Source organism: Lactobacillus sp. W8172 (assembly GCF_016102055.1).
Classification (GTDB): domain Bacteria; phylum Bacillota; class Bacilli; order Lactobacillales; family Lactobacillaceae; genus Lactobacillus; species Lactobacillus apis_A.
On the sequence record NZ_JACFPG010000004.1, the window covers coordinates 85,278 to 109,749 of the forward strand.

The 24,472-nt window shown below is 36.7% G+C and carries 28 protein-coding genes; 24 read left to right on the forward strand and 4 right to left on the reverse strand.

The features are described 5' to 3' along the window. The first annotated feature begins 31 nt into the window (after positions 1-31). The 5 genes from H3R21_RS06140 to H3R21_RS06160 are packed head-to-tail and all read left to right on the forward strand — an operon-like array spanning position 32 to position 4,617. Positions 32-1,228 carry an ABC transporter substrate-binding protein gene (locus H3R21_RS06140; RefSeq protein WP_122034130.1) on the forward strand — a complete coding sequence of 399 codons (1,197 nt, stop codon included), beginning with the start codon at positions 32-34 and terminating at the stop codon, positions 1,226-1,228. A gap of 48 nt (positions 1,229-1,276) precedes the next feature. Then, a complete protein-coding gene (locus tag H3R21_RS06145) occupies positions 1,277-2,155 on the forward strand; it encodes a branched-chain amino acid ABC transporter permease (RefSeq protein WP_046305923.1) in 879 nt (292 codons plus the stop codon). Positions 2,156-2,163: 8 nt separating this feature from the next. Then, positions 2,164-3,120, forward strand: coding sequence for a branched-chain amino acid ABC transporter permease (locus H3R21_RS06150; RefSeq protein WP_198183815.1), 957 nt, complete (start codon positions 2,164-2,166; stop codon positions 3,118-3,120). A gap of 3 nt (positions 3,121-3,123) precedes the next feature. After that, positions 3,124-3,906, forward strand: a complete 783-nt coding sequence (locus tag H3R21_RS06155; protein ID WP_198183817.1) for an ABC transporter ATP-binding protein — start codon at positions 3,124-3,126, stop codon at positions 3,904-3,906. Further along, positions 3,907-4,617 carry an ABC transporter ATP-binding protein gene (locus tag H3R21_RS06160; RefSeq protein ID WP_198183819.1) on the forward strand — a complete coding sequence of 237 codons (711 nt, stop codon included), beginning with the start codon at positions 3,907-3,909 and terminating at the stop codon, positions 4,615-4,617. It begins immediately after the preceding gene. An 894-nt stretch (positions 4,618-5,511) separates the two neighbouring features. Here the strand turns inward: H3R21_RS06160 and H3R21_RS06165 are convergent. Beyond that, positions 5,512-6,159 (reverse strand): histidine phosphatase family protein, encoded by a 648-nt coding sequence (locus H3R21_RS06165; protein ID WP_198183821.1) that lies wholly within the window; start codon positions 6,157-6,159, stop codon positions 5,512-5,514. Positions 6,160-6,187: 28 nt separating this feature from the next. After that, on the reverse strand, positions 6,188-6,817 hold the full coding sequence (locus H3R21_RS06170) for a matrixin family metalloprotease (RefSeq protein WP_198183823.1): 630 nt from the start codon (positions 6,815-6,817) through the stop codon (positions 6,188-6,190). A gap of 206 nt (positions 6,818-7,023) precedes the next feature. On the opposite strand from H3R21_RS06170, the gene helD reads away from it, so the two are divergent. From helD to H3R21_RS06210, 8 genes are all read left to right on the forward strand, one after another. Next, positions 7,024-9,318, forward strand: a complete 2,295-nt coding sequence (gene helD, locus H3R21_RS06175; protein ID WP_198183825.1) for an RNA polymerase recycling motor HelD — start codon at positions 7,024-7,026, stop codon at positions 9,316-9,318. Between the two features lie 11 nt (positions 9,319-9,329). After that, positions 9,330-9,779: a GNAT family N-acetyltransferase gene (locus H3R21_RS06180; protein WP_198183827.1), complete on the forward strand. Its 450-nt coding sequence runs from the start codon at positions 9,330-9,332 to the stop codon at positions 9,777-9,779. Positions 9,780-9,882: 103 nt separating this feature from the next. Beyond that, complete coding sequence (coaA, locus tag H3R21_RS06185) at positions 9,883-10,797, forward strand: type I pantothenate kinase (RefSeq protein WP_198183829.1); 915 nt, start codon at positions 9,883-9,885, stop codon at positions 10,795-10,797. Positions 10,798-10,941: 144 nt separating this feature from the next. Further along, positions 10,942-11,514 (forward strand): elongation factor P, encoded by a 573-nt coding sequence (gene efp, locus H3R21_RS06190; RefSeq protein ID WP_198183831.1) that lies wholly within the window; start codon positions 10,942-10,944, stop codon positions 11,512-11,514. Between the two features lie 240 nt (positions 11,515-11,754). Further along, positions 11,755-12,252: a PTS glucose transporter subunit IIA gene (locus H3R21_RS06195; RefSeq protein WP_198183833.1), complete on the forward strand. Its 498-nt coding sequence runs from the start codon at positions 11,755-11,757 to the stop codon at positions 12,250-12,252. Between the two features lie 13 nt (positions 12,253-12,265). Continuing rightward, the gene (locus H3R21_RS06200) at positions 12,266-13,117 is read left to right on the forward strand and encodes a PRD domain-containing protein (RefSeq protein ID WP_046305933.1); all 852 of its coding nucleotides are present in this window, start codon (positions 12,266-12,268) and stop codon (positions 13,115-13,117) included. Next, the gene (locus H3R21_RS06205; protein ID WP_198183835.1) at positions 13,110-14,522 is read left to right on the forward strand and encodes a PTS transporter subunit EIIC; all 1,413 of its coding nucleotides are present in this window, start codon (positions 13,110-13,112) and stop codon (positions 14,520-14,522) included. Before H3R21_RS06200 ends, H3R21_RS06205 begins: the two co-directional genes overlap by 8 nt. Before the next feature lie 9 nt (positions 14,523-14,531). Continuing rightward, positions 14,532-15,296, forward strand: coding sequence for a ChbG/HpnK family deacetylase (locus tag H3R21_RS06210; protein ID WP_198183837.1), 765 nt, complete (start codon positions 14,532-14,534; stop codon positions 15,294-15,296). 64 nt (positions 15,297-15,360) lie between these two features. Here the strand turns inward: H3R21_RS06210 and H3R21_RS06215 are convergent, their stop codons facing one another. After that, complete coding sequence (locus H3R21_RS06215; RefSeq protein WP_198183839.1) at positions 15,361-15,807, reverse strand: hypothetical protein; 447 nt, start codon at positions 15,805-15,807, stop codon at positions 15,361-15,363. 176 nt (positions 15,808-15,983) lie between these two features. On the opposite strand from H3R21_RS06215, the gene H3R21_RS06220 reads away from it, so the two are divergent. Beyond that, positions 15,984-16,331, forward strand: coding sequence for a hypothetical protein (locus H3R21_RS06220; RefSeq protein ID WP_046305939.1), 348 nt, complete (start codon positions 15,984-15,986; stop codon positions 16,329-16,331). 43 nt (positions 16,332-16,374) lie between these two features. Here the strand turns inward: H3R21_RS06220 and H3R21_RS06225 are convergent, their stop codons facing one another. Then, positions 16,375-17,031 carry a hypothetical protein gene (locus tag H3R21_RS06225; protein WP_198183841.1) on the reverse strand — a complete coding sequence of 219 codons (657 nt, stop codon included), beginning with the start codon at positions 17,029-17,031 and terminating at the stop codon, positions 16,375-16,377. A gap of 62 nt (positions 17,032-17,093) precedes the next feature. Here H3R21_RS06225 and yaaA point away from each other — a divergent pair, with 62 nt between their 5' ends. From yaaA to H3R21_RS06275, 10 genes are all read left to right on the forward strand, one after another. Continuing rightward, positions 17,094-17,861 (forward strand): peroxide stress protein YaaA, encoded by a 768-nt coding sequence (gene yaaA / locus H3R21_RS06230; protein ID WP_198183843.1) that lies wholly within the window; start codon positions 17,094-17,096, stop codon positions 17,859-17,861. A 29-nt stretch (positions 17,862-17,890) separates the two neighbouring features. Continuing rightward, positions 17,891-18,496 (forward strand): histidine phosphatase family protein, encoded by a 606-nt coding sequence (locus H3R21_RS06235; RefSeq protein WP_198183845.1) that lies wholly within the window; start codon positions 17,891-17,893, stop codon positions 18,494-18,496. 151 nt (positions 18,497-18,647) lie between these two features. Continuing rightward, a complete protein-coding gene (locus H3R21_RS06240) occupies positions 18,648-19,169 on the forward strand; it encodes a TetR/AcrR family transcriptional regulator (RefSeq protein WP_198183847.1) in 522 nt (173 codons plus the stop codon). After that, entirely contained in the window at positions 19,169-20,230 is a 1,062-nt protein-coding gene (locus H3R21_RS06245) for an ABC transporter permease (protein ID WP_198183849.1), read from the forward strand. Before H3R21_RS06240 ends, H3R21_RS06245 begins: the two co-directional genes overlap by 1 nt. A gap of 1 nt (position 20,231) precedes the next feature. Beyond that, positions 20,232-20,906 (forward strand): ABC transporter ATP-binding protein, encoded by a 675-nt coding sequence (locus H3R21_RS06250; RefSeq protein ID WP_046305949.1) that lies wholly within the window; start codon positions 20,232-20,234, stop codon positions 20,904-20,906. 495 nt (positions 20,907-21,401) lie between these two features. Further along, entirely contained in the window at positions 21,402-21,620 is a 219-nt protein-coding gene (locus H3R21_RS06255) for a hypothetical protein (RefSeq protein ID WP_046305951.1), read from the forward strand. A gap of 90 nt (positions 21,621-21,710) precedes the next feature. Then, positions 21,711-22,349 carry a TetR/AcrR family transcriptional regulator gene (locus H3R21_RS06260; RefSeq protein WP_046305953.1) on the forward strand — a complete coding sequence of 213 codons (639 nt, stop codon included), beginning with the start codon at positions 21,711-21,713 and terminating at the stop codon, positions 22,347-22,349. A gap of 143 nt (positions 22,350-22,492) precedes the next feature. Beyond that, complete coding sequence (locus H3R21_RS06265; RefSeq protein ID WP_046305955.1) at positions 22,493-23,032, forward strand: NADPH-dependent FMN reductase; 540 nt, start codon at positions 22,493-22,495, stop codon at positions 23,030-23,032. 11 nt (positions 23,033-23,043) lie between these two features. Then, complete coding sequence (locus H3R21_RS06270; protein ID WP_198183851.1) at positions 23,044-23,592, forward strand: NADPH-dependent FMN reductase; 549 nt, start codon at positions 23,044-23,046, stop codon at positions 23,590-23,592. A gap of 84 nt (positions 23,593-23,676) precedes the next feature. Then, positions 23,677-24,468, forward strand: a complete 792-nt coding sequence (locus tag H3R21_RS06275) for a tyrosine-protein phosphatase (protein ID WP_198183853.1) — start codon at positions 23,677-23,679, stop codon at positions 24,466-24,468. Positions 24,469-24,472 lie beyond the last annotated feature (4 nt).

Sequence of the window (24,472 nt, forward strand, 5' to 3'; positions counted from 1 at the left end):
GTTTTTGTAGGTAAATGTCAAAGGAGAAAAAATGAGTAAGTTTACTAAAAGAGTAATGAGTGCTGTCACATTAGGAGCGGCTGCATTTATGATGGCGGGCTGTTCCGTTGCTAAAAACAGTGGTAGCAAGGGAACAACCCAAGCACATGATGTTGTTAAAATTGGGGCCAATTTAGAGCTGTCTGGAGCTGCTGCCGGTTATGGTAATGCGGAACGACAGGGTGTCCAACTTGCAGTTGATGAAATCAATAAAGCAGGTGGAATTAACGTTAATGGCCACAAGAAGAAAATTAAATTGATTTTACGTGACAATAAGTCGGCAATAGCTACTTCATCCTCTGTTGCAGCTCAGTTAACTACTAAGGACAAGGTTGCGGCAATTGTTGGGCCTGCAACTACAAGTGCAGGTACTGCTGAAATTCCAAATATTACGAAAGCAGCTGTGCCAAGTGTCAGTCCATCAGCAACGGATTCAAAATATACTTTACAAAAAGACGGTAAGGTTCAAGAGTATGTTTTCCGTGCTTGTTTCCAAGATAATTTCCAAGGAACTAAAGCAGCAGAATTTGTAATGGATAAATTAAAGGCCAAGCGTGTTGCTATTTACGCTGATAATTCAAGTGATTATGGAACAGGGCTTGCTAAGGCTTTCCAAAATACATATAAGGGTAAGGTAGTCGCTAACCAAACCTACTCAGCAGGTGATAAGGACTTTAATGCTGTTTTAACTTCATTTAAGTCGAAAAACGTTGATGCGATTTATGTTCCTGGTTACTACACTGAAGTAGGTTTAATCATTAAGCAAGCCCGTCAAATGGGTATCAAGGTTCCAATCGTTGGTGGTGACGGAATGGCTGATCCGAAGTTACCACAAATCGCAGGTCCCAAGAATGCCACAAATATTTTCTACACCACACCATTTTCTACCCGTGTTGCAGCTAAGGATCCATTTGCTTCGAAGTTTATGAAAGCTTTTAAGGCACGTTACCACACTGATGCTCCTGCATTCTCAGCACTTGCTTATGATGCGGTATACCTAGTTAAAAATGCAATTGAAACACAAAAATCAGATGATTCAGTCAAAATTACTGCAGGCTTAGCTAAGACTAAGAACTTCAAGGGTGTTACTGGCGAAATCACGATTGATAAAAAACACAATCCTGAAAGACCAATCATAACTGAGGAAATGACTAACGGAAAAATCAGTAATTCTTACAAGGTTGACTAACGTAAAACATGTTTAGTTAATAGAGATATTTCAAAGGAGCGATCAAATTTGCAGATAGTTTTACAGCAAATTATCAATGCCTTATCATTAGGCTCGATATATGCCTTGTTGGCGTTGGGTTATAGCATGGTTTACGGCATTATTAAGTTAATTAACTTTGCTCATGGTGATATTTACATGTTAGGGGCATTTTGTGCCTACTACGTAATTAGCCTTTGGCACTTTAACTTTATTACCGCTCTACTTACAGCAATGATTGTTAGTGCACTAGCTGGTGTAGTGATTGAATATTTTGCATATCGGCCTCTACGAAAGTCACCTAGAATCGCGGTTTTGATTACTGCTATTGGTGTATCGTTTTTGCTAGAAAATGGTATGTCATATTTAGTAGGCTCTAATGCACGCAGCTTTCCCCAAGTAATGGAACAAGTTAATTACAACATTGGTGGCATTGTCATTTCTAATATTCAAATTTTGATTTTGGCTACAGCGTTGATCTTAATGGTTTTGCTGCAGGTAATTATCAAAAAGACCAAAATGGGACGAGCAATGAGAGCTGTTTCGGTTGATCCAGATGCAGCTGAGTTAGTCGGTGTAAATGTGAACCACACGATTTCATTTACTTTTGCCTTAGGCTCGGCCTTAGCCGGTGCTGGCGGTATTCTGATTGGGATGTACTATAACCAAATTGATCCGCTGATGGGAATGACACCGGGAATCAAGGCCTTCGTGGCAGCCGTATTGGGCGGAATTGGCTCAGTACCTGGGGCATCACTAGGAGGTTTCCTGATTGGTATTTTGGAAACATTTTTCCAATCAATTGGTTTATCTGCATACAAAGATGCTGTCGTTTACTTTGTCTTAATTGTTATTTTGCTCTTTTTACCAGCCGGTATCTTTGGCAAAAATACTAAAGAAAAGGTTTAGGTGGCAAAATGAAAGCAAATTTGAAATACATCTTGTCGTGGCTTGTAATTATGATTGCTGGCTTCTATCTAATCAATGCGTTAATTATGGTAGGCGTGATCGATGACTTTATTGAAAATATGTTGGTCACAATCGGAATCAATATTATTTTGGCAACGGGATTGAACTTAATTATCGGTTTTAGTGGCCAATTTTCACTTGGACACGCTGGTTTTATGGCAATTGGTGCATATGCAACCGCGATTATTACCCAGCACGTAAGCACTGAACTAGGTTTTATTGTGTCATTGCTGGTTGGGATGGCGCTTGCAGCACTTATTGCATTAGTTGTCGGAACAGCAACGTTTACTCGATTAAAGGGTGATTATTTAGCAATTGCGACTTTAGGTGCGGCTGAAATTATTCGCAACATCATCAATAACCTGAAGATTACTGGTGGCTCAGCGGGGATGTTTAACATTCCTCAACTATGCTCTTGGCCAACTGTTTATATTTTGGTTTGTTTAACGACCCTAGTTTTGATGAACTTTATTAAATCTAAAAACGGACGAGCAATTAAAGCCGTACGTGAAGATGAAATTGCTGCTGAAGCGATGGGAATTAACACTACCAAGTGGAAAGTAGCCGCTTTTGTTATTGGTGCGACAACAGCTGCGATTGCTGGTAGCTTGCATGCATCCTATATCCAAACTATTTCACCATCAAACTTTGGAATTATGGAGTCTATTTCGATTCTTGTAATTGTTGTTTTAGGTGGTGTTGGTAGTATGACAGGAACATTTTTAGCAGCAGTTGTTTTAGGCGTGTTAGATACGGTCTTACAAAACTTTGGTGCGCTAAGAATGGTTATTTATGCAATTGCACTGATTTTAATTATGATCTTCAAGCCATCAGGACTGCTCGGTAACTGGGAATTTTCATTAAAGAATCTTGGTAAACATTTTGGTAAAAAGGAAAGGGGCTAGCACATGGAGCATTTACTGCAAGTAGAACACGCGGTACGTAAATTTGGTGGTGTAACCGCAGTTAACGATGTTTCACTTCATCTAGATGAACATGAATTGGTTGCCCTTATTGGTCCAAATGGTGCTGGTAAAACAACGCTATTTAACTTATTAACAGGGATGGTTCCTGTAACTAGCGGCAAAATAGATTTACGAGTTGACAAGCAAACTTATGATTTAACCAGTAAGAATGCTGTCCAAATTGCTGATTTAGGCTTGTCACGAACTTTTCAGAATATTCGTTTGTTCAAAAATTTAACAGTTATGGACAATGTTTTAACTGCCATGACAAATAAGTACAAAGAAGGATTTTTGACAACTGTTTTTCGTTTGCCAAGCTACTATCGAATTGAAAAGGAAATGAGAGCAGCAGCAGAAAAACTGCTAGACATTTTCGATTTAACAGATAGCCAAGCACTATTAGCTGAAAATCTACCTTATGGAACGCAGCGCCGCTTAGAAATAGTTAGAGCCTTGGCAACACAGCCTAAAATTTTGTTCTTAGATGAGCCTGCCGCTGGAATGAATCCAGAGGAAACGGCAGATTTAACTAACCTAATTAAGCGGGTACAAAAAGAGTTTGGTATAACTGTTTTATTGATTGAGCATGACATGTCTCTTGTTATGAACTTGGCTGAACGCATTTATGTTCTCGATCAAGGAGAATTACTTGCAACTGGTACCCCTGAAGAAATCAGGACAAATAATAAAGTGGTTGAGGCATATTTGGGAGAAGGTGAAGTCTAGATGGCGATGCTCGAAGTTGAAAACTTGTCCGTTAACTATGGTGTTATCCAAGCTGTTAAAGGGGTAAGTTTCAAAATAAATGAAGGTGAAATTGTGACTTTGATTGGTGCAAACGGTGCCGGCAAGTCGACAATTGTTAAAACAATCTCTGGACTACTTAAACCTAAGGATGGTCAAATCACATATCAGGGTAAGAGCATTGTTAAAGAAAAGGCTCCGCAAATAGTATTAGACGGGATTTCACAAGTTCCAGAGGGACGGCATATTTTTTCCGGACTAACGGTAATGGAAAACCTACAGATGGGTGCTTTTTTACAAAAAAGTGGTAGTGAAGTGAACAAGGGTTATCAAGAAATTTTTGAACGTTTTCCAATTTTACAAAAACGTAAAAATCAGGATGCTGCAACGCTGTCAGGTGGTGAGCAACAAATGCTGGCCATCGGTCGTGCGTTGATGGCTAAACCTAAATTACTTTTACTTGACGAACCTTCGATGGGACTGTCACCTTTGTATATTCAGGAGATTTTTAAGATTATTAAAGAGCTGAATGAAAAGGGAACAACAATCTTGTTGATTGAGCAGAATGCTAAACAAGCTCTCTCGATTGCTGATCGAGGTTATGTATTGGCAACTGGTAAAATTGAATTAACTGGTACAGGACAGGAACTATTAGCTAATCCAGAAGTGCAGAAAGTGTACTTCGGTGGCTAAGTAGTTACTTCAAGAGTAAAAAGACCATTCACATTTTTAGTGAATGGTCTTTTAATTTTTGGAGCAAGCTTTATTTACGGCAGAGCTTCTTAATGTTTTTTATATCGACTGGCTGAATTGGGTATCTCCCTTCAGTGTCCATGACAGATGGAACCTTTGTGTTATGATCAAACCCCATTGCATGCCCCATTTCATGTTCGATGGCTTGAAGTACTTGTTAGTAGCGCTCAGCATCGTCTGCAAAATCACACAAGCAACATGTGTTTAACTGGATAGTTGAAGCAACGAGACGGTGGTTTTTGACATAATAGCGCCAGTGAGTGTAGCCAGCATAACGGGTTTTTGAATTGTACCAAGGTACTACAGTGATTTGAGCCTTTTTCCTATTCTTAGTTTTTGTGAAAGTAAATGCACCTGTTTCGTTCCATTCTTTAATTGCATCATTAGTTGCGGCAATTAAATCGTCATTTTTCCCTAAATCAAGGTAAATTAAAGCTTTGGCTTTGTTCCATCTGCGATGTGGTACCTTCTTAACTTTCTTAGCCTTTTAGTCTTTTTGGCATAGGTTATTTGATTAAAAGAAACGGGTGAATAGGAACCACTGCTTAGAATAAACGATCCGACGAGAGCTATTGAAACAAATAGTGAACAGAATGATTTTTTAATAAAATGATGGCTTTTTTCATCTTAATTGCCAGTATACTGACTATTACAATTTAATGACAATTATAACAGTGAACCAATTAAAGCGTGTAAATCGTCAATTTATTTTATTATTGAAAATCAATTCTGGACTAATGATGTCACTCGACAATGCGGTAAATAAGTGTTTAGGGTAATAAAAATCCTCAGTTATCAAAGTAATTGAGGATATCCATAGATAGAAAAGTGTAATTAAGATAATTTCATTTTATTATAGGAAATTACTTTTTTATCTTTATCAGTCATATTCATAATTGTGATCGAAGCGTTACGAGGACCTTCGCTAATATCAAAGTCACCGTATTTTGCTGCGATGCTACGAATAGTAAAACTATGGGTTACCAGAAGGATGTTTTCTGCACCATCAAGTTGGCTAATCAGTTTGAAACCTTGGTCGAGTCGTTTCCAGTATTCTTCAGCGTTTTCAGCATCATGAAAGGGATCAGCCTCTTTAACCCAGTCCTTAACCTTATCAAGTGGTTCCTTTTGGAATAAATCATAATGGTTTTTGTAACCATGCGGGCCAGCAATCATTTGCCATGCTGCATCGGAATCCATGCCTTCAAAGTACCCACAAAACTGTTCGCGGAAAAATGGGGAAGCTATATGTTGCAACGTGTCACGATTAGTGTTGTGTGACATGATAATATCACAAGTATCACTAGCACGTTTTAAGTCGCTAGAAAGAGCAATGTCAAACGAGATGTTCTTAAGAACTTCACCAGCTTCATTGGCATCAGCAATTCCCTTATCAGTTAATGGTGTGTCGCACCAACCTTGCATTTTGTTGTAGCGATTAATATAAGTTTGACCGTGGCGGACAATATAGATTCTTTTCATTTTACCTACTTAGATTTTTTTAATATACTTATTTATTGTAAAGTTTTTTGACAGCTTCAATATCTGTTTCTTGAATAGAGTAGATAGAGCCAGTTGGATACATAACTGATTGTCCGTTATTGTGCTTAAGCCCAATTGCGTGCCCCAGCTCGTGTTCAACTGTGTTGACAACTCGTTCATAACTGTAATTGTAGCTTGAGAAATTGTCAAGGTAGTAGGTGTTTAATTTAGTGTCAGCAGAGAATAATAGTCCTGATTTTACATAGAAGTGAAAAGTTGTATAGCCAGCATAAGTAGTGTTTGGACTATAGACACTTTCTATTGTAATATCAGCTTTCTTTTTGTTTTTGGTTTTAGTAAAAGTGAATGCTCCGGTGTCATTCCACACTTGAATTGCATGGTTGGCAGCTGCGGTCAGGTTTTTATCGCCATCTAGGTCAACATAAACACTGGCTTTAGGTTGTGCCCATTTCCATTCAGCAGAAACAGTCTCTTTTCTTGATTTCTTGGCACGTTTTTTAGCCTTTTTTGCATAAACGACTTGATTTGGCATGCTGGACAAAATATTGTTGCCGAGTAGTTCAAAGCAGCCGCTAAGTGCGATAACTGCTATTAAAGCGTAAGTTAGTTTATTTAAAAAATGGCGAAAGTTCCTCATGATTTATCAGCTCCGTTACTTTATGTTATTCGAGGATAATTACAAAACTTTCAAACGACCCGTTTACTTTATTATAGTCACAAGTACTATGATTTTCACGGATTGCACTCGGAAAAATTCAAAAGTAATTAAGTGAGTTATTGTATATATATAAATCATGTTTAATGTTAAAATAATAAACAAGTTTTAAAAATACAGGTGACGTTATGTTAAACGCAAAGGATGAAAAAAAAATTGAACAAGAACATCTTGATCATATTTTAAAAATGATAAGAGCCAAAAAGGCAGAGTTATCCTCTTCAATTAAGTCGGCAGAAGGAGAAGCTAAGGATCTTAACTCCCACTTTTTTGACGATGTAAAACTAGATTATGACGGCTATTCCACCTCAATGGAAACGGCCTTGTCAATTCATCAACAGCAACAACTTCTTGATGAACGTGAGAATGCATGGCAACATGCAGCTAGACAATTAACGACAATCCAGAAATTAGAGCAAAGGCCATATTTTGCGCGGGTTGATTTTAAAGAAAATGGACAGCCTGCAGAAACTATTTATATTGGTTTAGGTTCTTTTGCTGATAAAAATGATCACTTTTTAATTTATGATTGGCGCGCCCCAATTTCTTCAATTTATTATGATGGCAAGCTTGGCGACGTTTCTTACGTTTCCCCTGAAGGTGAAATTACCGTTGAGATGACCAAGAAGCGACAATTTATGATTGAAGACGGTAAGATTGTCAATATGTTTGATACCAATGAATCGATTGGTGATCAAATGTTGCTTGAGGTCTTGGGTGAAAAGTCCAGTACGCAAATGAAGTCAATTGTGACGACAATTCAGCGCGAGCAAAATAAGATTATTCGTAATACAAGCGCTGATTTATTGTTTGTTCAAGGTGCTGCTGGGTCGGGAAAGACCTCTGCAATTTTACAAAGAATAGCATACTTGCTCTACCGGTACCGTGGTAATTTAACAAGTAGCGATGTTATTATGTTTAGCCCTAACCAGCTATTTAATGACTACATTAAAAATGTTTTGCCTGAGATGGGTGAACAGAATATGGTGCAAATGACATACTGGCAATTTGTTGCACGTCGTTTGCCTGGCATGAATGTCGAAAACCTGTTTGATCAGTTTGAGGATGATGCTGCCGATTCAGCAATCAGCCAATTCAAAGATTCGACTAATTTCTTTGAATTGCTAACTCGCTATGCAAAACACCTTAATCAACGTGGTGTCATCTTTAAGAACATTTATTTCCGTGACAAAAAGCGTCCATTTTTTGAAAAAGCAAAAATCAATGAAATTTATTATTCCTACAATTCGAACTACAATTTAAGCAATCGAATTGATGCAACGCGTGAAGAGTTAATTAAATTGCTTAACCGCAAGATTAATTCTGAAGCTAAAAAGTCTTGGGTAGCTGATGAGATTCAAAGCCTAAGTCAAGAACAGCTTAATGAGCTATATGACAGGCCTGATCAAGAGTTTGAGTCTGAGGAAAAAGAAGAAAAGTTCTTAAGCCGCAAAATTGTGGTTAAGGCACTAGATAAAGTTTTCCAACAAATTAAACGTAATAACTTTATTAATATGCGTGCGCAATACCTTAGCTTCTTGCGTCGCGTTCCAAAAATGACTGATCTTTCTAAATGGAATATTACTGAAGATCAGTGGAATGGCCATGTTGAGGAAGTCAAAGCAAGTTTTAAGAATCACTACATTCATATGAATGATGTTTCGGCGTACCTATACTTATATGACATGATTACGGGAAGACACGTTGATTATGAAATGCGCTATGCCTTTATTGATGAGATTCAAGACTACACGCCATTTCAACTTTGCTACCTTAAATATAATTTCCCACGCGCCAAATTCACGATGCTGGGAGACTTAAACCAGGCTATTTTTACCAAGGATGAGAGTCGAAGTTTACTTAAACAAATTAGTGGCTTGTTCGATCCTAAGAAAACGGATGTTGTGCAGCTAACCAAATCGTACCGTTCAACCAAGCAATTAACAGATTTTACCAAGCAAATTTTACGTCAGGGTGAAAAAATTGAGTCCTTTAACAGGCAAGGACCAAAGCCTGTCGTTTGGGGACGAAATGATAATGCTGAGGCGATAAAGGTTTTGCAACAAGTATTACTGGAAAATGAGCAAAACAAGTTGACGACAGCGGTGATTACTAAAGATCTTGAAAGTGCTAGGTTTGTTGCAGAAGAATTGAAGAAAAATGGTGTAAAAGCCACTTTGATTGCAACCGCTAATCAGCGACTGGTTGATGGAACGTTGATTATTCCGTCATATTTAGCTAAAGGCTTGGAATTTGATTCTGTCATTATGTGGGATGCCTCAAAGAAAAGCTATCACCGCCTTGATGAAACGCAACTGGTTTACACTATCACTTCGCGTGCAATGTATAAGCTTGATATGATTTATACAGGCACCAAAAGTCCACTTCTTGATGTTGATCAAGACACTTACGAAGAAAAATAGGTGAGGCTAAGATGGAGAAACAGGAAACATTTAAGTTTAAAAAAATTGCTGATATGTCGGGTCAAGAGATGTATTGTATTGCAAGATTGCGTATTGATACTTTTGTCACGGAACAGAAAATCACTGAGCCTGAACTTGATGATCAAGATCTTACTGCAATTCAAGTCTTTTTGCTGAACGAAGAGCAAAATAGAGCGCTTGCTGTTTGCCGTATTTTTAAAGAAAATGATCAGTGGGCTCTTGGCCGTGTAGCAGTTGCTGCGCAAACGCGTGGGCAACATCTTGGTACAAAAATGATGCAGCAGGTGCACCAATATCTGCGTGATCTTGGTGTTAAGCAATTAATTTGCCATGCTCAAATGCAAGCTAAACCTTTTTATGATCAATTAGGTTATCAGACTAAGGGCGAAGTTTTTACTGAAGCGGGTATTGACCACATTATGATGTACTATAACTTATAAAAAGAAGTAAAACTTGCGTTTTTAACGTGAGTTTTTCTTTTGCAATGAGATAATTTAATTTGATATCCGTAATGATTTGGACAAGGTAAGGGAATGACTAAAGATGAAAAATTATTTGCGTTTTAATCGAGATGAATGGGCATCTTTTTCTTCTAATGATGCTGTTAAAATAACGAAGGACGAACTTGCAAAAATTAAGTCATTAGGGGATGTCATCAATTTAACGGATGTTCAAGAAATTTATGGCAGCCTAATTAACTATCTTTATTTGGTGTACCAGGAAAAACGTACTTTGCAGCAAAAACAGAGTGAATTTTTAAAGCAGCATGTGCTTGCTGCACCTTTTATCATTGGTATTTCCGGTTCGGTTGCAGTTGGTAAATCAACAACTGCTCGTCTTCTACAGGTCTTACTTAGCCGAACATTTCCTGGCTTAAACGTTCATCTAATGACAACAGATGGCTTTATTTATCCGAATGAAGAATTGAAACGGCGTGGTCTTTTTGATCGGAAAGGTTTTCCTGAAAGTTACAACATGAACTTACTGAGTGACTTTTTAAAGGATGTCCTTAGCGGTAAAGAAAATATTGCCTATCCGCTTTATTCCCAAGAATTAAGCGATATTGTTCCAGGCAAGTATGGTCACGTGAAGCAGCCGGATATCTTAATTATCGAAGGAATTAATACCTTACAGTTACCAACTAATGGGCAAATTGTTACCAGTGACTTTTTTGATTTTTCAATTTATATCGATGCCGATGAGGAGTTAATTGAAAAATGGTTCATGCAACGGTTTGAGCGCGTGCTTGAAATGAATAAAACTGATCCAACTAATTTTTACTATGAGATGGCTAACGGTCCTAGAACAGATGCAATTCAATTAGCACAAGATACTTGGCAAATGGTGAATTTGGTTAATTTGCGTGAATATATTGCACCAACTAAACAACGAGCCAGCTTAATTTTGCATAAAACAACCGGCCATCAAATTGATGAAATCTATCTGCGGCAGTTTTAACTTTTAGTACCTAGTTTGGGTCAATTTTGCTATACTAAACGGTATGAACACGATTTATTTATTATTAATTAAAAAATTTGCATTGCCTCCAGCGTAAAGTTTTTTCTGGAATTTAAACGCGATTAAAATAAAAAGGAGAAAAAAATGGTACAGGCAATTAACTTAAAAAAGGGTATGGTATTTAGCCAAGACGGTAAAATGATTCGAGTGCTTAAGGCAAACCATCATAAGCCTGGTAAGGGCAATACTGTTATGCAAATGGACTTACGCAACATTGAAAGTGGTGCAGTTGTTCATAAGACGATGCGTCCAACTGAAAAGGTTGAATTAATCGACATTACTAAAAAGAAAGCACAATTCCTTTATAACGAAGGTGACGTTTATACTTTCATGGATTCCGAAACTTATGAACAATACGAAGTTTCTGGTGAACAACTTGGTGATGATAAGTTTTATTTGATGCCAAATATTGAAGTTCAATTGGAATTTGCTAATGACAGTAAGCTTCTTGGCGTTGAATTACCAGCAACTGTTACAATGAAAGTTACTCATACTGAACCTGGTATTAAGGGTGCTACAGTTACTGGTACAGGTAAGCCTGCAACAATGGAAACTGGCTTAGTAGTTCAAGTTCCTGATTTTATCAAAGAGGGCGAAGAACTAATTATCAATACCGCTGAAGGCGTATATAAATCAAGAGCCGAAGGTAATAAATAGATACACTTAAAAAACGCAGTCGAAAAAGACTGCGTTTTTTGTTTTTGCTAAAATGCTGCTAGGTAGCTTATATTTCAATCTAAAAAGCGCTTGCATAGAAAATATAATTGTGTATAATGATACATATAATAAGAAATGGATTGTTACTCTTTGAGACATTACCATTAGTCAAAGTGTTTTTTGAACACTTGCTAATCTTGTGCCACAAAGAGTTTTTTTGTGTGCTAAGGGGGGATAATTATGTTTAATTTTTTAAAAAAGAAAAGTACTAAATTTACTGTTACTGCACCTATTTCGGGAACACTGACAAATTTAAGTAATGTAAAAGATCCAGTATTTTCACAAAAAATGATGGGAGACGGCTTTGCAATAACTTTATCTGCAACAGCAAATGTAGTTTTTGCACCAGTAGCTGGAAAAGTTGTTTCATTACCTGAAAGCCATCATGCAGTGGGGATAGTTACCAAAGATGGAGATGAAATACTCGTTCACATTGGTATAGATACAGTTAATTTAAATGGACAAGGTTTTACAGCTGTCGTTGAACAAGATGAAGAAATAGAACAGGGACAAGAAATAGTTAAACTTGATCGTGACTTTCTTAAGAATAGAGAAGTCGATTTGACTACGATGGTCATTTTTACCAAGCTGATACCGGAACATCAAGACTGGAAATTGATTGAGAACTATGGCGATAAGGTGACTAATTTGGACACAATAGTCGAAAAGCAAGTTTAATGGGAGTATCTGAATGCAAGTCATTAAGCGAATAAATAATAACGTAGCAGTTTGCTTAGATCAAAATCATGACGAATTGGTGGCTTTTGGTAAAGGAATTGGCTACCCTAAAACACCATATGAACTAACTGACTTAAGTAAAATCAAACTGACTTTTTATCGAATTGACAGTCGTAATTTTAAACTGATTAAAGAAATTCCGGAAAATGTTTTAGAAGTGAGTGCTGATATCATTCAGCAGGCACAAACTATTTTGAGTCAAGATTTAAATCAAAATATTCTGTTTAGTTTAGCAGACCATATTAATTTTGCGATTGAACGTTCAAAAAAAGGGATACGAATTGATTATCCATTTTCGTATGATATTCGTTCGTTTTATCCTAAAGAATGTCAGGTTGGCGAAATAGCTCTGAAACTAATTGAACAGAAGTTGAATGTAAAATTATCTTCAGAAGAAGTAATTGCGATAGCTATGCACTTTATTAATTCTCAAGTAGTTACAAAACTGCAAATAAGTGAAGATAGTTTTAATTCAATTGCCGACTTAATAGTAAAAGAGATTGAGCAACAATTTAAGCTAAAAATTAATCGTAATTCCTTTATCTATAACAGATTTATTACGCATCTAAGATACTATTTGAAGCGGTTAGAGAGTAATGAGCAAATTGATGATGGCTCAAGTAAATTACTCAGGACAAGTTTTAAAGAAAGCTATCCTAAAGTGTACCAGTGTACAGTAGATATTATTAATCAGATTGATGAAAAATTACGTACAAATACTACGGATGATGAAGAATTTTATTTAATGATTTACGTTCAAAGAATGATTACACAATTAAATAGTGAGGAAAGTGAAAATGAATAAAAAATATCAGGAAATGGCTCAGCAAATTGTTGATGCTGTTGGTGGCAGTGAGAATGTTGTTAGTGTAACTCATTGTATGACAAGATTACGATTCAATCTTAAGGACATGAGCATACCAAAAGACGACGAGATAAAAAATATTGCTGGCGTGTTGGGAACTGCAAGATCTGGTGGACAATATCAAATTATCATTGGTCAAACGGTTAATGAAGTTTATGATGCAGTTACTGCAGTGGGCAACTTAACAGAAGCTGCGCCAATAAATGAAAATATTGATAACGTAAAAAGCGAACCCAAAAAACTAACATGGAAGTCTGTAGGTAATACGATTTTAAACAAAATTGCTGGAAGTTTAACACCACTCATTCCAATGCTGATTGCGGCATCAATGTTTAAAATGCTAGTAGCAGTGCTTGGACCAACTATGCTAAACGTTATTTCTGTACATAGTGACTTATATCAGCTGTTTAGTTTTGTTGGTGATGCTGGTTTTTACTTCTTCCCAATTGCAATCGGCTATACTGCTGCCAAACAATTTAACACATCCCCAATTCTAGGAATCTTTCTTGGAGCGATTATGCTTGACCCAGGTTTGGTAAAAATAGTTGCTGCAGGAAAGCCATTCACAGTATATGGCATTCCAATGCACTTAACCAATTATGCTAGTTCTGTTTTGCCAATCTTACTATCGGTATGGATAATGTCATATATCGAGCGCTTTTTCAATAAACATATCACTGCCGCATTGCGCACTATTCTTGCACCTACTTTAACAATTGCTATTATGCTACCTCTTGCCCTATGTGTACTTGGACCACTTGGAGGATTTGTAGGCGAATACGTTTCTAAGGGAATCATTTCCTTCGGTCAACTAGGCGGTGTTGCTGCTATTATTGGTGTCGGGCTAATAGGTGCTCTTTGGGAACTTCTAGTTATAACAGGGATGCACTTAGTTATGATAAGTGCAATGATTACGATTGTGGCGCAAACTGGTCACGATAACTTTATTATTCTAGGTTCTTTGGCTGCTAGTTTTGCAGTAGCTGGTATGAGTTTGGGTGCTGCATTACGCTTAAAAGATAAAAAAGAAAAATCTTTAGCTTTTGGTTACTTTATTGCCAACTTTGTAGGTGGTGTTACTGAGCCTGGTTTATATGGAATAGCAATTAAATACCGTAGACCATTTATTGGAATGATGATTGGTGGATTCGTAGGCGGTATATATGCTGCCATAATGCATGTTTCTGGTTATGTAATTGTACCAGTGGCCAATTTTATGTCACTGACAGCTTACGTAGGCGGCTCTACTGCTAACTTAATTAATGGGATTATAAGTGCAGCAATTGCCTTAATAGTTGCAGCAATTGCTACTTATATCATTGGCGTTGAGCCAAAAACTAAATAGGAGGAGAATATGAAAAACATAATTATTCGTGCAGACGATTTAGGCTATTCTAAGGGTGTTAATTATGGAACTTATGAAAGCGTCAAAAATGGATTAATCAATAATGTTGGCGTAATGGTTAACATGAAAGACACGCTTCATGGGTTAGACTTGTTGAAACCATTTGATCTTGATATTGGGATGCATACAGTGATTTGTGCAGGTAAGCCTTTGACAGATCCAGAGAAAATACCAAGTTTGGTGACATCTAATGGTTTATTCAAACCTTCTAAGGTTTATCGAACTGCCGAGTATGATGTAGTTAATTTAGACGAAGTTATTATTGAAATTGAGGCGCAATATCAGTATTTCTTGAAAATTGTTGGTAAAAAGCCCGATTATTTCGAAGCGCATGCTGTTTATAGTGCAAACCTATTAAAAGGCCTTGAAGTAGTAGCTGAAAGACATGACTTACCGTTGTTGCCATTCGACTTAGACCTAAACCCAGTTAAGTTTAAAAATAATACAACAATCACAACTTTTATGGACAGCATGAAGCCGAATTATGATCCATATCGTACTTTTGCTGACACCGTCAAATTTGCTCTTGCTAGCTCTGAGGATAATGTGCCAATGATGGTATGCCACCCAGGGTATTTAGATCAAAGCATTATTCAGCAATCCAGCCTAACTATTCCGCGTACACAAGAAGTGGACTTTTTATGTGATCCAAAGGTAGCACAGGAAATTGAGGATAAAGGACTACATTTAGCTAGATATACTGAATTAAGTTAAAGATGATATTGTATCAAAGGAATAGAAAAAGCAGAGTTTGTAAAAACTCTGCTTTTTCTATTTGTTAATCTTCCCATTTACATAAAGTGTAGCCGCGGCTAATCGCATTTTTCTTAGATATTTTAGAGATATTTCCTCTTGCAGGCCTGAGGCCGCGGCAGTTAGGATCATAATGATATCTTCTACCAGACCTAGGTGCAATATAAACAACGCGACTTTTTCCTTGACGGTAGTATTTTACTTGGTTAAACTGCGTTTTCTGAGTAACATTTTTATTGACGGTCAGTACTTGCTTTGTGGGTTTTTGATTATTATGTTTAACTACAAGTTCTTGTACTTTTGCTTTGGCTTGTGGTGCATCTTTTTTGTGGGTAACTTCTACAGAGCGAGCTTCATTAGTTTGATTGCTCTGATGCTCGCTTGAAGTTGAATCATTAGCGAAAAAGGTAAGGGCAAAGAAGGCAACTAGCCAAAGCCACCACTTTTGATAAAACGGTTTGTTAGATTTCATTTATAACTCTCCTTGATGTGTTTTAGTTTATTGTAAATTATTCATGTTGCATATAGTTAATTTTGTGGTGTAAATTCACATGAAAATACAGTGTGAATAATATTACTTGGCCATTGGTAGTGATAAAAATAGTTGAACTTTTTGATGCAATAGTATAATTGAACAGAGGTGATATCATGGAAATAGGACCATTATCTGAGTGGGTAACAGCTATAGCAGAGATTGCTGCTGTTTGCGTAGCACTATTTTTACCTGTCTATGATAAGAAACGTGAAAAAAAGAAAAGAACTCGTAACTTGAAAAAGGTGTTTATATTCCTCATACAAAAGGCTTTAGATGAAAATGATACAACTGGTTTGGAGGCCTACTTTAAAATTAGTTATTTGACGATTGATAGTTTAGAGAACAGGGAGATATATGCGGTAGTTCAACCTGCATTTGAAATCCTGAAAAACCCTGATATTCCAAAACAGAAAAAAGAAAAGGATCTCAAACCAATACTGGAGTATCTTAATAAAAAATAAAATAGCACTTAACTTATATTAAGTGCTATTTTTTTGTTGAACTTTAAAACTTAGTTTCTTTAATATCGTCTTCTGGCCTGTGCTCCTGTACACGAATAATTTGCCAGTCAAAATCACTTTCAGGAATATCTGCTAAATCAATAGTTAGTTTGCCATCTTCATAGCTAAATTTTGGTTCAGTTCGCTTTTCGATCATTTCGATTCGGTTAGGTTCAACTGCAATACCGTCTACCACTACTTCTCGTGCTAGTGGTTTTTTAACAAAAACATATTTTTGATATTGCATGTGACGGTTTTGCAAGACAAAACCGTTGTCGCTGGTGCATGCGCATGGTTCGCTTTCGTTTAAAGCATGGCCAAAAATGTGCATCCAATTGTTGGTCGCGGTGAACATTTCTGTTGTGCTTTCAATAAGTGAATTGGCAGAATCCACTTCAACATTGATAAATATGCTGTTTCCTTCTTTACGGTGATTAATAATTTCATCAATTACATTGTCAGGAGTTAAATCAACTCCAGTCTGCGCATCAACTAGGGCAATCGTATATTTAGCACAAGCCTTTTCGAAGTCAGCTTGTAATTGATCGGTTGCAACAGCTCTAGCACCAATATTGCGTGCAGTTTTTACTAAAAAATCAGCATCTACATCTTTGGTGCTTTTTAGTTTAAAATTTAAGATAATAGCAAAATCAGGATTCATTAAATCTCTCTCCTTAATACTCATACTATTAAGTTTAACCTAAAAGGCGGTAAATACGAAAGATGAAAATTATTATCTCACCAGCAATGAAAATGAAAGTTGATACTAATGCCTTTGCAGCGAAATCACAACCACAGTTTTTAACTCAAGCAAAAGAACTATCCGATTTTTTAAAAAAATGCAGTTTTACGCAATTAAAGGCAATTTGGGGTGGAAGTGACCGTACTACTGAAGAAGGACAAAAACAACTCGCTGCCCTGGACATAACTGAAGTAGAGGGCTTAACGCCAGCAATTATCTCGTATTCAGGTATTCAATATCAGTACATGGCACCGGACTTGTTTACAGCTGAAGCCTTGGCATACCTGCAGGAAAATGTGCGCATTTTGTCTGGCCTCTACGGTGTTTTGCGGCCATTTGATGGTGTGTGGCCATACCGTTTAGAGATGAAGAACAAAGTTTTAGGTTTTGGAGAACCAAACCTTTATAAATATTGGGGCGAAACTTTGGTCGATAACCTCTTTGATAAAAATGATGTTGTAATTAATTTAGCTTCAAAGGAATATTCAAAGAATATTGCGCCATACGTATCTGATAAACGACAAATGATTACAATTGATTTTCAGGAACAAAAAAATGGGCAATGGAAGACGGTAGGCGTTCATGCTAAAATGGCACGAGGCGAAATGGTTCGCTTTATTTCAGAAAACGAACTCAAGCAGCCAGAAGAATTACAGCAATTTGATGATTTTGGCTTTCAGTTTGTTGCGGAAGAAAGCACAGCTAGTAGGTATGTTTTTCGAACAGACTTTGATTTTAAGCGACAGTAATACCGATAAGTTAGCAAATGGAGATTAGCATGGAAATTGTTTTTGTACGGCACGGTCAGACAGATTTAAATAAGACTAGGAAAATTCAGGGGTCAAAGTTTGATCATGATCTTGACGAAGAGGGGCGTACATATGCAGAAGAAGCTGCAGCAAATTTTGATCCTAATCAATTTGATCTTGTATTTTGTAGTCCGATGAAAAGGGCGATGACGACAGCACAAATTTTTACTAAAGGACAAAAAGAAATAATTACTGATGAGCGCTTAGTAGAGTTCAATTTCGGTGAGTGGGACGGAGAATACCTAACGGAATTAGGTAAAAAGTATCCGGATGCGATTGATCCATGGGGAAAAGCGGCAGCTAATTACGTTAAATACGCGCCACACGGCGAGACTTTTGCGGAACTTGATCAACGTTGCGGCAGCTTCCTTGATGAATTACAGGAAAAAAATCTCGATAAAAAGATTTTGGTTGTTTGTCATGGCACGTTAATTAGAATGATGTTTGCCCACTATTTTACAGCAGGAGATATCAACGCATTTGAAACAATTGATAACTGCGCATTAGCTAAAATCTCATACCGTGATCATGTGGCCAGGATAAACTATTACAATCGATTATTAGCATTTAAATAAATAGGGAAAAGAGTTCGAGAAGGAACTCTTTTTTATTGCTCAATTTTTAGACCAAGTAAAAATTGCAAGAGCTTTTTGATTGACGGAAAAAATTATAAGGGTTAATATTTCGCCAAAGTGACACAGTGTCATTTTGAAAGGAGATGAGAAAATGGTAAAACCAACTTTTGTAAATTTACCGCAGGACAAAAAAGAGAAAATTACGCAGGCTTTACTCAATGAATTTAGCAATCACTCGTTGGCTGAGGCACAGGTAGCTAGGATTGTTAAAGAGGCTGAAATTGCGCGTGGAGCTTTTTACAAGTACTTTGAAGATTTGTCTGATGCTTACAGATATTTGTATCAGCTCGCAATGAAAGAGATTCATTCTTTTGTTGGGGCGCCAGCAGACTATCAGCCTGAAATTTTTTATCAAAATGTGGTTGATTTCATTAATCAAACGCAAGGTAGTAAATATGCCAAATTAGTTAAAATGCATATGTTGTATAACGAGAGCACAGTTAGTGAACCATTTTCTCAGGAAGTGTTAGTTAAATTAAGTCCACAAAATTGGAGCGCCATGGTTCTCAGTCATGCTGCTATTAGGGAAATACTGGTTGATCTGGCGCAAAAGGAGCTTGTCTTTTCTAAGCTTAAGGCGGGCTTGACGCTACTTAAGAAGGAGTCAGATTAATGTTTTTAGCGATTAAAGAAATTAAACGGGAAAAGCTGCGTTACGGATTGATCATTTTAATGATTTTTCTAATCAGCTACTTAATCTTTATTCTGTCATCACTAGCTGTTGGTTTAGCAAGTGAAAATACGCAGGCAATTGAGTCTTGGAATGCCAAACAAGTGGTATTAAACAAAAATGCTAATGTGAGCATGAGTCAATCACTTTTAACTAAAGATGATTTGAGCAAAGCCAAGCTAACTAAAGATGAAGCTTTACTTGGTCAAACACCAGTAGTTGCTAAAAACAGTAACCGTCCACAGGTTTCAGCTCAGTTTATTGGGGTAAAAAAAGATCAGTTTATTTACGCCAATCAAGAATTAATCGCTGGTAGAAAAGCCAAAAAAGATCGTGAAGTTGTGGTCGATCAAGCCTTCCAGACAAAAGGATATAAGCTAGGTGACGAGCTTGAATTAAATGGCTTGACAAACAAGTATCGTATAGTTGGATTTGTTAAAAACGCGAAGATAAATATTGCACCCATTATTTATGGTTCATTAGCAAGTTGGCGCAAATTACGTCAAGGGATGCCTAATTTAAAGGCTTCAGCGATAATTTCACGGAATGTAAATTATAGTTATAATCATGCTAACAGTAAGACTTACCAGATTGCTCAGTTCATTAAAAAGCTGCCGGGCTATACAGCGCAAAATATGACTTTCCAGTTAATGATTGGCTTTTTGTTCGTTATTTCGTTAATTATTATTGCGGTCTTTTTGTACATTCTGACAATGCAAAAGATGCATAATTTTGCTGTAATGAGGGCTCAAGGAATTCCAAGTCGAACTTTAGTAGCAGCAACAGTCAGCCAATCGGTTATTTTGGTTGTAGTTGGAGTAATTATTGGTTTGGCTGTAATGTGGTTAACCGCAAAAGTTCTGCCTGCTGCAGTTCCAATGAGCTTTACACCGCAAATTATTTTAAGTGGAACATGCGGCATGCTATTAACAGGAATTATCGGTAGCTTAATTCCAATTAGATCAATTTTAAAGGTAGATCCAGCTAAGGCGATAGGTGAATAAAATGGCAGTTATTGAATTAAAAAATGTTCAAAAAGTATATGGAACAGGTGCAGCAGAAGTTCAAGCGCTTAAGCAAATAGATTTCAAGGCCAATGAAGGCGAAGTCGTGTTAATCATGGGACCGTCTGGGGCAGGTAAAAGCACTTTTTTAACGATTGCAGGTTCTTTACAAAAGCCGACATCTGGACAGGTTTACATTAACGGTGAGGATATTGCCAATATTTCTGCTAAGCAAAGTAATGCATTGCGTCTGAATCAGATTGGTTTTGTTTTGCAGGCATACAATTTGGTTCCTTTTTTAACGGTTAAAGAGCAGTTTGAACTTGTTGATCATGTAAAAAAACAGGGCAACCTTACCCAAGCAACAATGGGCAAGTTATTAGAACAGTTGGGAATTACTGGACTAGTAAATAAGTATCCGAGTGAGCTATCTGGGGGTCAGCAACAACGTGCCGCAATTGCTCGGGCACTTTATGCCAACCCTAAAATTTTGCTGGCTGATGAGCCAACAGCATCACTTGATAGTAAAAATGTAGATGAAGTAGGTCAATTGTTCAAAAATCTTGCCCAAAATTACCAAAAAGCAGTCATTTTAGTGACTCATGACCCGAGATTGGAAAAATATGCTGATCATATTTACGAAATGATGGATGGGGAAATGATAAAAAAACAGTAGTTCTCTAACAGGTATATACCTTTCATGGCTGACTTAATTATTTTGTTATTGTATACGAGCATTTTCAATAATGATTAAACTGGCTATTTTTTATTGCTTTTTATATAGTAAATTTCCACTCTACGGGTTCATTATCAAGTAACATTATTCGTTGAGACTATTAGAGTAACTGATAATTTTAGGTATAAAATATCACATTGTTCTTGACAAAATAGTTTTAAATTTACTATTCTTATCATTGGATAATTAATTGTTATTTTATGAGATGGTTATGAGATGGTACTGTTGTCAATTCAATAAACAGATTAAAAATGAGGTTTCTTTAAGACAGTTATTAATCATTTGAGCCGAAATGTTCTTTTAAGAGAAAATAGCAAAAAATTATGTTAAAGAAGATGTTTTTGTAATGTGAAGTCGCGATTTTACGCCATAGCCAAAGCTATAGAAGATTGAGCGACAAGTAAAGAGTTAAGTAATGAAAAATTGAGGTAGAAAATGGAACTTCCAGAAGATAAAGCAATTGAAATAACAACAGATTATGAGAATCAAAGCATTAACTTGAGATTTTCTGACAATTTAACGGATGATCGCGAGAGAGGATATATTTTATCAGCTGCATTCTTTTCATTTTGCGCATCACAAGGTTTAAGCAAAGACGAAATTGGCGATATGGTCTCGTCATATTACGATGAATTTTCAGATAACGAAAATTAAAGAGTTTTCTGCGGGTATGGGCAGTTTAATGACTTGATTGCCAGCGAGCAGGGAAAATTATGGTACTAAATTAATCAAGGAAAAAACCTTATGGCAAGAAAAAAAGAAATTGGGAAAAAGAAAATTTTAGCTATTGCTTATAAAATGGTTGTTAAAGATGGTATTGAAAGCTTAACTGCCCGAAATATTGCTAAAGTAGGCCACTTTTCAACACAGCCATTGTATCTTGAGTTTGAGAGCATGGACGAATTGCGCAACGAGGTTTTGCGTCAAATTGCGGACAACCTTAGAAGTAATATTTTGCAAAAGCAATACACCAGTGAACCTATGGTAGATATGGATTTGTCGTACATTGAATTTGCTGAGCAACATGAAAATCTTTTTCGTGCAATGTTTGTTGATGGAAAGTTTGGCAGTAAAGTTATTTCAGATACTTTGATTGAGCTCGGAATTATTAAGTTTAAAGAGCAGTATCCGGATGACAGTCATACAAATGAAAAAATCAAAAATATTGTAATTGCCAATTGGATTACCACTATCGGAATTGCGTCTTTAATCGTTAATGACATTGCAAGCTTTTCGCAAACGCAAATCGTAAATGTGCTGTCTGCACAGCTTAATGATGCAGTTATTAACGATTGGCTAAGTGAGACTAGCACCGTTTCTCTGTTCGATACTGATGATGTTAAAGAAGCTAGAGCAAAAAAGAAGAAAAACCACAAAAAATAATTTTTTAATATAAAGCCATATATAACAAAGGTTATAGAATAAAAAATTAAACTTCTGTAGGCGTACGGTTATGTTTTTTGTTCAAAAATTAGAGATGATGTTATAATTATTTAAGAAATTATTTTTCTTGAAAGGTGGTTTTTATGAAAATTCTTGCATTATCTGGTTCAAATGCCAATAATTCATTTAATGAAGCATTGCTTAAGTTTATCTCTAAGGAATTTGCTAACAAATATGACTTTAAATTAGCAACTGTTAAAGGTTTACCAATGTTTAAAGAAGGTGAAGACGTTCCTGAAGCTATTCAAACTTTGACTAAAGAAATTGAAGATGCTGATTTGGTCTTAATTGGTTCACCAGAGCAACAACACTCTGTAACTAGTGCTTTAAGTAGCGCACTTGAATGGTTATCAAGTGCAACACATCCATTTAAGGGTAAACCTGTTGCTATTGTTTCAACTTCTCCAATGCCTCAAGGTGCTTCACGTTCACAAAGTCGTTTGAAGAGCTTGATGACTGCACCTGGTTTTGGTGCTAAGATCTTTAACGGCGATGAGTTTATGATGGGTGTTGCACCTCAACAATTTGATGAAAATGGTGACTTAACTGATAAGTCTTCTGTTGAATTCTTAGGTCACTTCTTCGATGAAGTTGATAGTTGGTACGCACAAGTTACTAAGTAGGAGGACCAAGAATGAAAATTTTAGCAATTGTTGGTACAAACGCTGATTTCTCATACAATCGTTTTTTAGCAAAGTTTATTGCTAAGCGTTACGGTGACAAAGCAGAGATTGAAGTAAAAGAAATTGATAAGTTAACACCATTCTGTAGAACAGAAATGGCTGATGAAACTATTAAACCTTGGATTGAAGACGTTAAGAATGCTGATGGTATCATCATCACTACACCAGAATACGACCACACTATTCCTGCTGCATTAAAGAGTAGTCTTGAATGGTTAGGTTCACACGCTGGCCCTAATGTAATGAAGATGAAGCCAGTTGCTGTTGCTGGTGCTTCATACGGTACACAAGGTACTGGTCGTGCACAAGAAGATATGCGTGAAATTTTACTTTCACCAGATATGAGTGCTAACGTTTTACCAGGTAACGAAGTTTTGATTGGTCAAGCCCCAAGCAAGTTTGACAAGCAAACTGGAGAATTAACTGACGAAGCAACAATCAAACAATTAGATGGTATGATGGATAACTTCTTCAAGTTCATTGAACAAGCAAATAAATAATATTTTGCTAGATTGTTTAGCAGAGAGTAAAATAACCGGATAGGATTAACTATCCGGTTATTTTTGTCAGGAAGGAAATTGTCGATGACTGCCCCAATTGTATTGCCAATAAAATCTGTTCGTAATCCCCGTGATGTTGGAGGATATGTAGGATCTGATGGACGTAAAATTCGAACACACTGTTTACTGAGGACTGGTAATATGAGTGAAATAACGCCAGCTGATGAGCAGTTTTTGCTAGATTACGGCTTACACACAATTATTGATTTACGTTCACCAGCTGAATGTAAAAAAAGTCCTGATAAAGAGCTGGACAATGTTGAGCACTATGCTTGTCCGCTTTCTGCTGAAGATAATACTGGTGGGCAGGGACAGAATATGAGTAAAGAATTTGCTGAGTATCGTAAAGACCAATATGCAGGTTTTAAGTTGATGTGCCGCCGCTATCATCACCATATCCTTAACAAGTCAGCCCAACAAAGCTTTCATCATATTATTGAATTGATAGCAGAAAATGATGACGGGGCAATTCTTTACCATTGTTCTGAAGGTAAGGACCGCACAGGTCTGGTAACGATTATCATTTTATACATTTTAGGCGTAGATATGGAGGTAATTCGCCAGGACTATCTTTATTCAAACTACATGTTGAATGATTATCGTGCAGTTCGTGACCAGCACTTTAAACAGGCGGGAGAAAATGACAATTTCCGCGCCAATATGCGTGTCTTAGGTTCGGTTGCGAATTCTTATTTTGACACCAGCTTAATCACTATTAATGAAAATTTTGGTGGTCTTGATTCATACATTACTAATGAACTTGAGATTGATGACCAAATGCAAGAACTAATTAGAGAAAGATACTTGGAGAAATAGAAAA

What these genes read in the sequence shown, in the direction of transcription:
- H3R21_RS06225 (WP_198183841.1), bottom strand. Translation starts at nt 17,031, where the DNA reads ATGAATCCTGATTTTGCTATTATCTTAAATTTTAAACTAAAAAGCACC.
- yaaA (WP_198183843.1), top strand. Translation starts at nt 17,094, where the DNA reads ATGAAAATTATTATCTCACCAGCAATGAAAATGAAAGTTGATACTAAT.
- H3R21_RS06235 (WP_198183845.1), top strand. Translation starts at nt 17,891, where the DNA reads ATGGAAATTGTTTTTGTACGGCACGGTCAGACAGATTTAAATAAGACT.
- H3R21_RS06265 (WP_046305955.1), top strand. Translation starts at nt 22,493, where the DNA reads ATGAAAATTCTTGCATTATCTGGTTCAAATGCCAATAATTCATTTAAT.
- H3R21_RS06250 (WP_046305949.1), top strand. Translation starts at nt 20,232, where the DNA reads ATGGCAGTTATTGAATTAAAAAATGTTCAAAAAGTATATGGAACAGGT.
- H3R21_RS06245 (WP_198183849.1), top strand. Translation starts at nt 19,169, where the DNA reads ATGTTTTTAGCGATTAAAGAAATTAAACGGGAAAAGCTGCGTTACGGA.
- coaA (WP_198183829.1), top strand. Translation starts at nt 9,883, where the DNA reads ATGAAAAATTATTTGCGTTTTAATCGAGATGAATGGGCATCTTTTTCT.
- H3R21_RS06200 (WP_046305933.1), top strand. Translation starts at nt 12,266, where the DNA reads ATGCAAGTCATTAAGCGAATAAATAATAACGTAGCAGTTTGCTTAGAT.
- H3R21_RS06160 (WP_198183819.1), top strand. Translation starts at nt 3,907, where the DNA reads ATGGCGATGCTCGAAGTTGAAAACTTGTCCGTTAACTATGGTGTTATC.
- helD (WP_198183825.1), top strand. Translation starts at nt 7,024, where the DNA reads ATGTTAAACGCAAAGGATGAAAAAAAAATTGAACAAGAACATCTTGAT.
- H3R21_RS06150 (WP_198183815.1), top strand. Translation starts at nt 2,164, where the DNA reads ATGAAAGCAAATTTGAAATACATCTTGTCGTGGCTTGTAATTATGATT.
- H3R21_RS06270 (WP_198183851.1), top strand. Translation starts at nt 23,044, where the DNA reads ATGAAAATTTTAGCAATTGTTGGTACAAACGCTGATTTCTCATACAAT.
- H3R21_RS06205 (WP_198183835.1), top strand. Translation starts at nt 13,110, where the DNA reads ATGAATAAAAAATATCAGGAAATGGCTCAGCAAATTGTTGATGCTGTT.
- efp (WP_198183831.1), top strand. Translation starts at nt 10,942, where the DNA reads ATGGTACAGGCAATTAACTTAAAAAAGGGTATGGTATTTAGCCAAGAC.
- H3R21_RS06165 (WP_198183821.1), bottom strand. Translation starts at nt 6,159, where the DNA reads ATGAAAAGAATCTATATTGTCCGCCACGGTCAAACTTATATTAATCGC.
- H3R21_RS06155 (WP_198183817.1), top strand. Translation starts at nt 3,124, where the DNA reads ATGGAGCATTTACTGCAAGTAGAACACGCGGTACGTAAATTTGGTGGT.
- H3R21_RS06170 (WP_198183823.1), bottom strand. Translation starts at nt 6,817, where the DNA reads ATGAGGAACTTTCGCCATTTTTTAAATAAACTAACTTACGCTTTAATA.
- H3R21_RS06260 (WP_046305953.1), top strand. Translation starts at nt 21,711, where the DNA reads ATGGCAAGAAAAAAAGAAATTGGGAAAAAGAAAATTTTAGCTATTGCT.
- H3R21_RS06215 (WP_198183839.1), bottom strand. Translation starts at nt 15,807, where the DNA reads ATGAAATCTAACAAACCGTTTTATCAAAAGTGGTGGCTTTGGCTAGTT.
- H3R21_RS06255 (WP_046305951.1), top strand. Translation starts at nt 21,402, where the DNA reads ATGGAACTTCCAGAAGATAAAGCAATTGAAATAACAACAGATTATGAG.
- H3R21_RS06180 (WP_198183827.1), top strand. Translation starts at nt 9,330, where the DNA reads ATGGAGAAACAGGAAACATTTAAGTTTAAAAAAATTGCTGATATGTCG.
- H3R21_RS06275 (WP_198183853.1), top strand. Translation starts at nt 23,677, where the DNA reads ATGACTGCCCCAATTGTATTGCCAATAAAATCTGTTCGTAATCCCCGT.
- H3R21_RS06140 (WP_122034130.1), top strand. Translation starts at nt 32, where the DNA reads ATGAGTAAGTTTACTAAAAGAGTAATGAGTGCTGTCACATTAGGAGCG.
- H3R21_RS06220 (WP_046305939.1), top strand. Translation starts at nt 15,984, where the DNA reads ATGGAAATAGGACCATTATCTGAGTGGGTAACAGCTATAGCAGAGATT.
- H3R21_RS06210 (WP_198183837.1), top strand. Translation starts at nt 14,532, where the DNA reads ATGAAAAACATAATTATTCGTGCAGACGATTTAGGCTATTCTAAGGGT.
- H3R21_RS06240 (WP_198183847.1), top strand. Translation starts at nt 18,648, where the DNA reads ATGGTAAAACCAACTTTTGTAAATTTACCGCAGGACAAAAAAGAGAAA.
- H3R21_RS06195 (WP_198183833.1), top strand. Translation starts at nt 11,755, where the DNA reads ATGTTTAATTTTTTAAAAAAGAAAAGTACTAAATTTACTGTTACTGCA.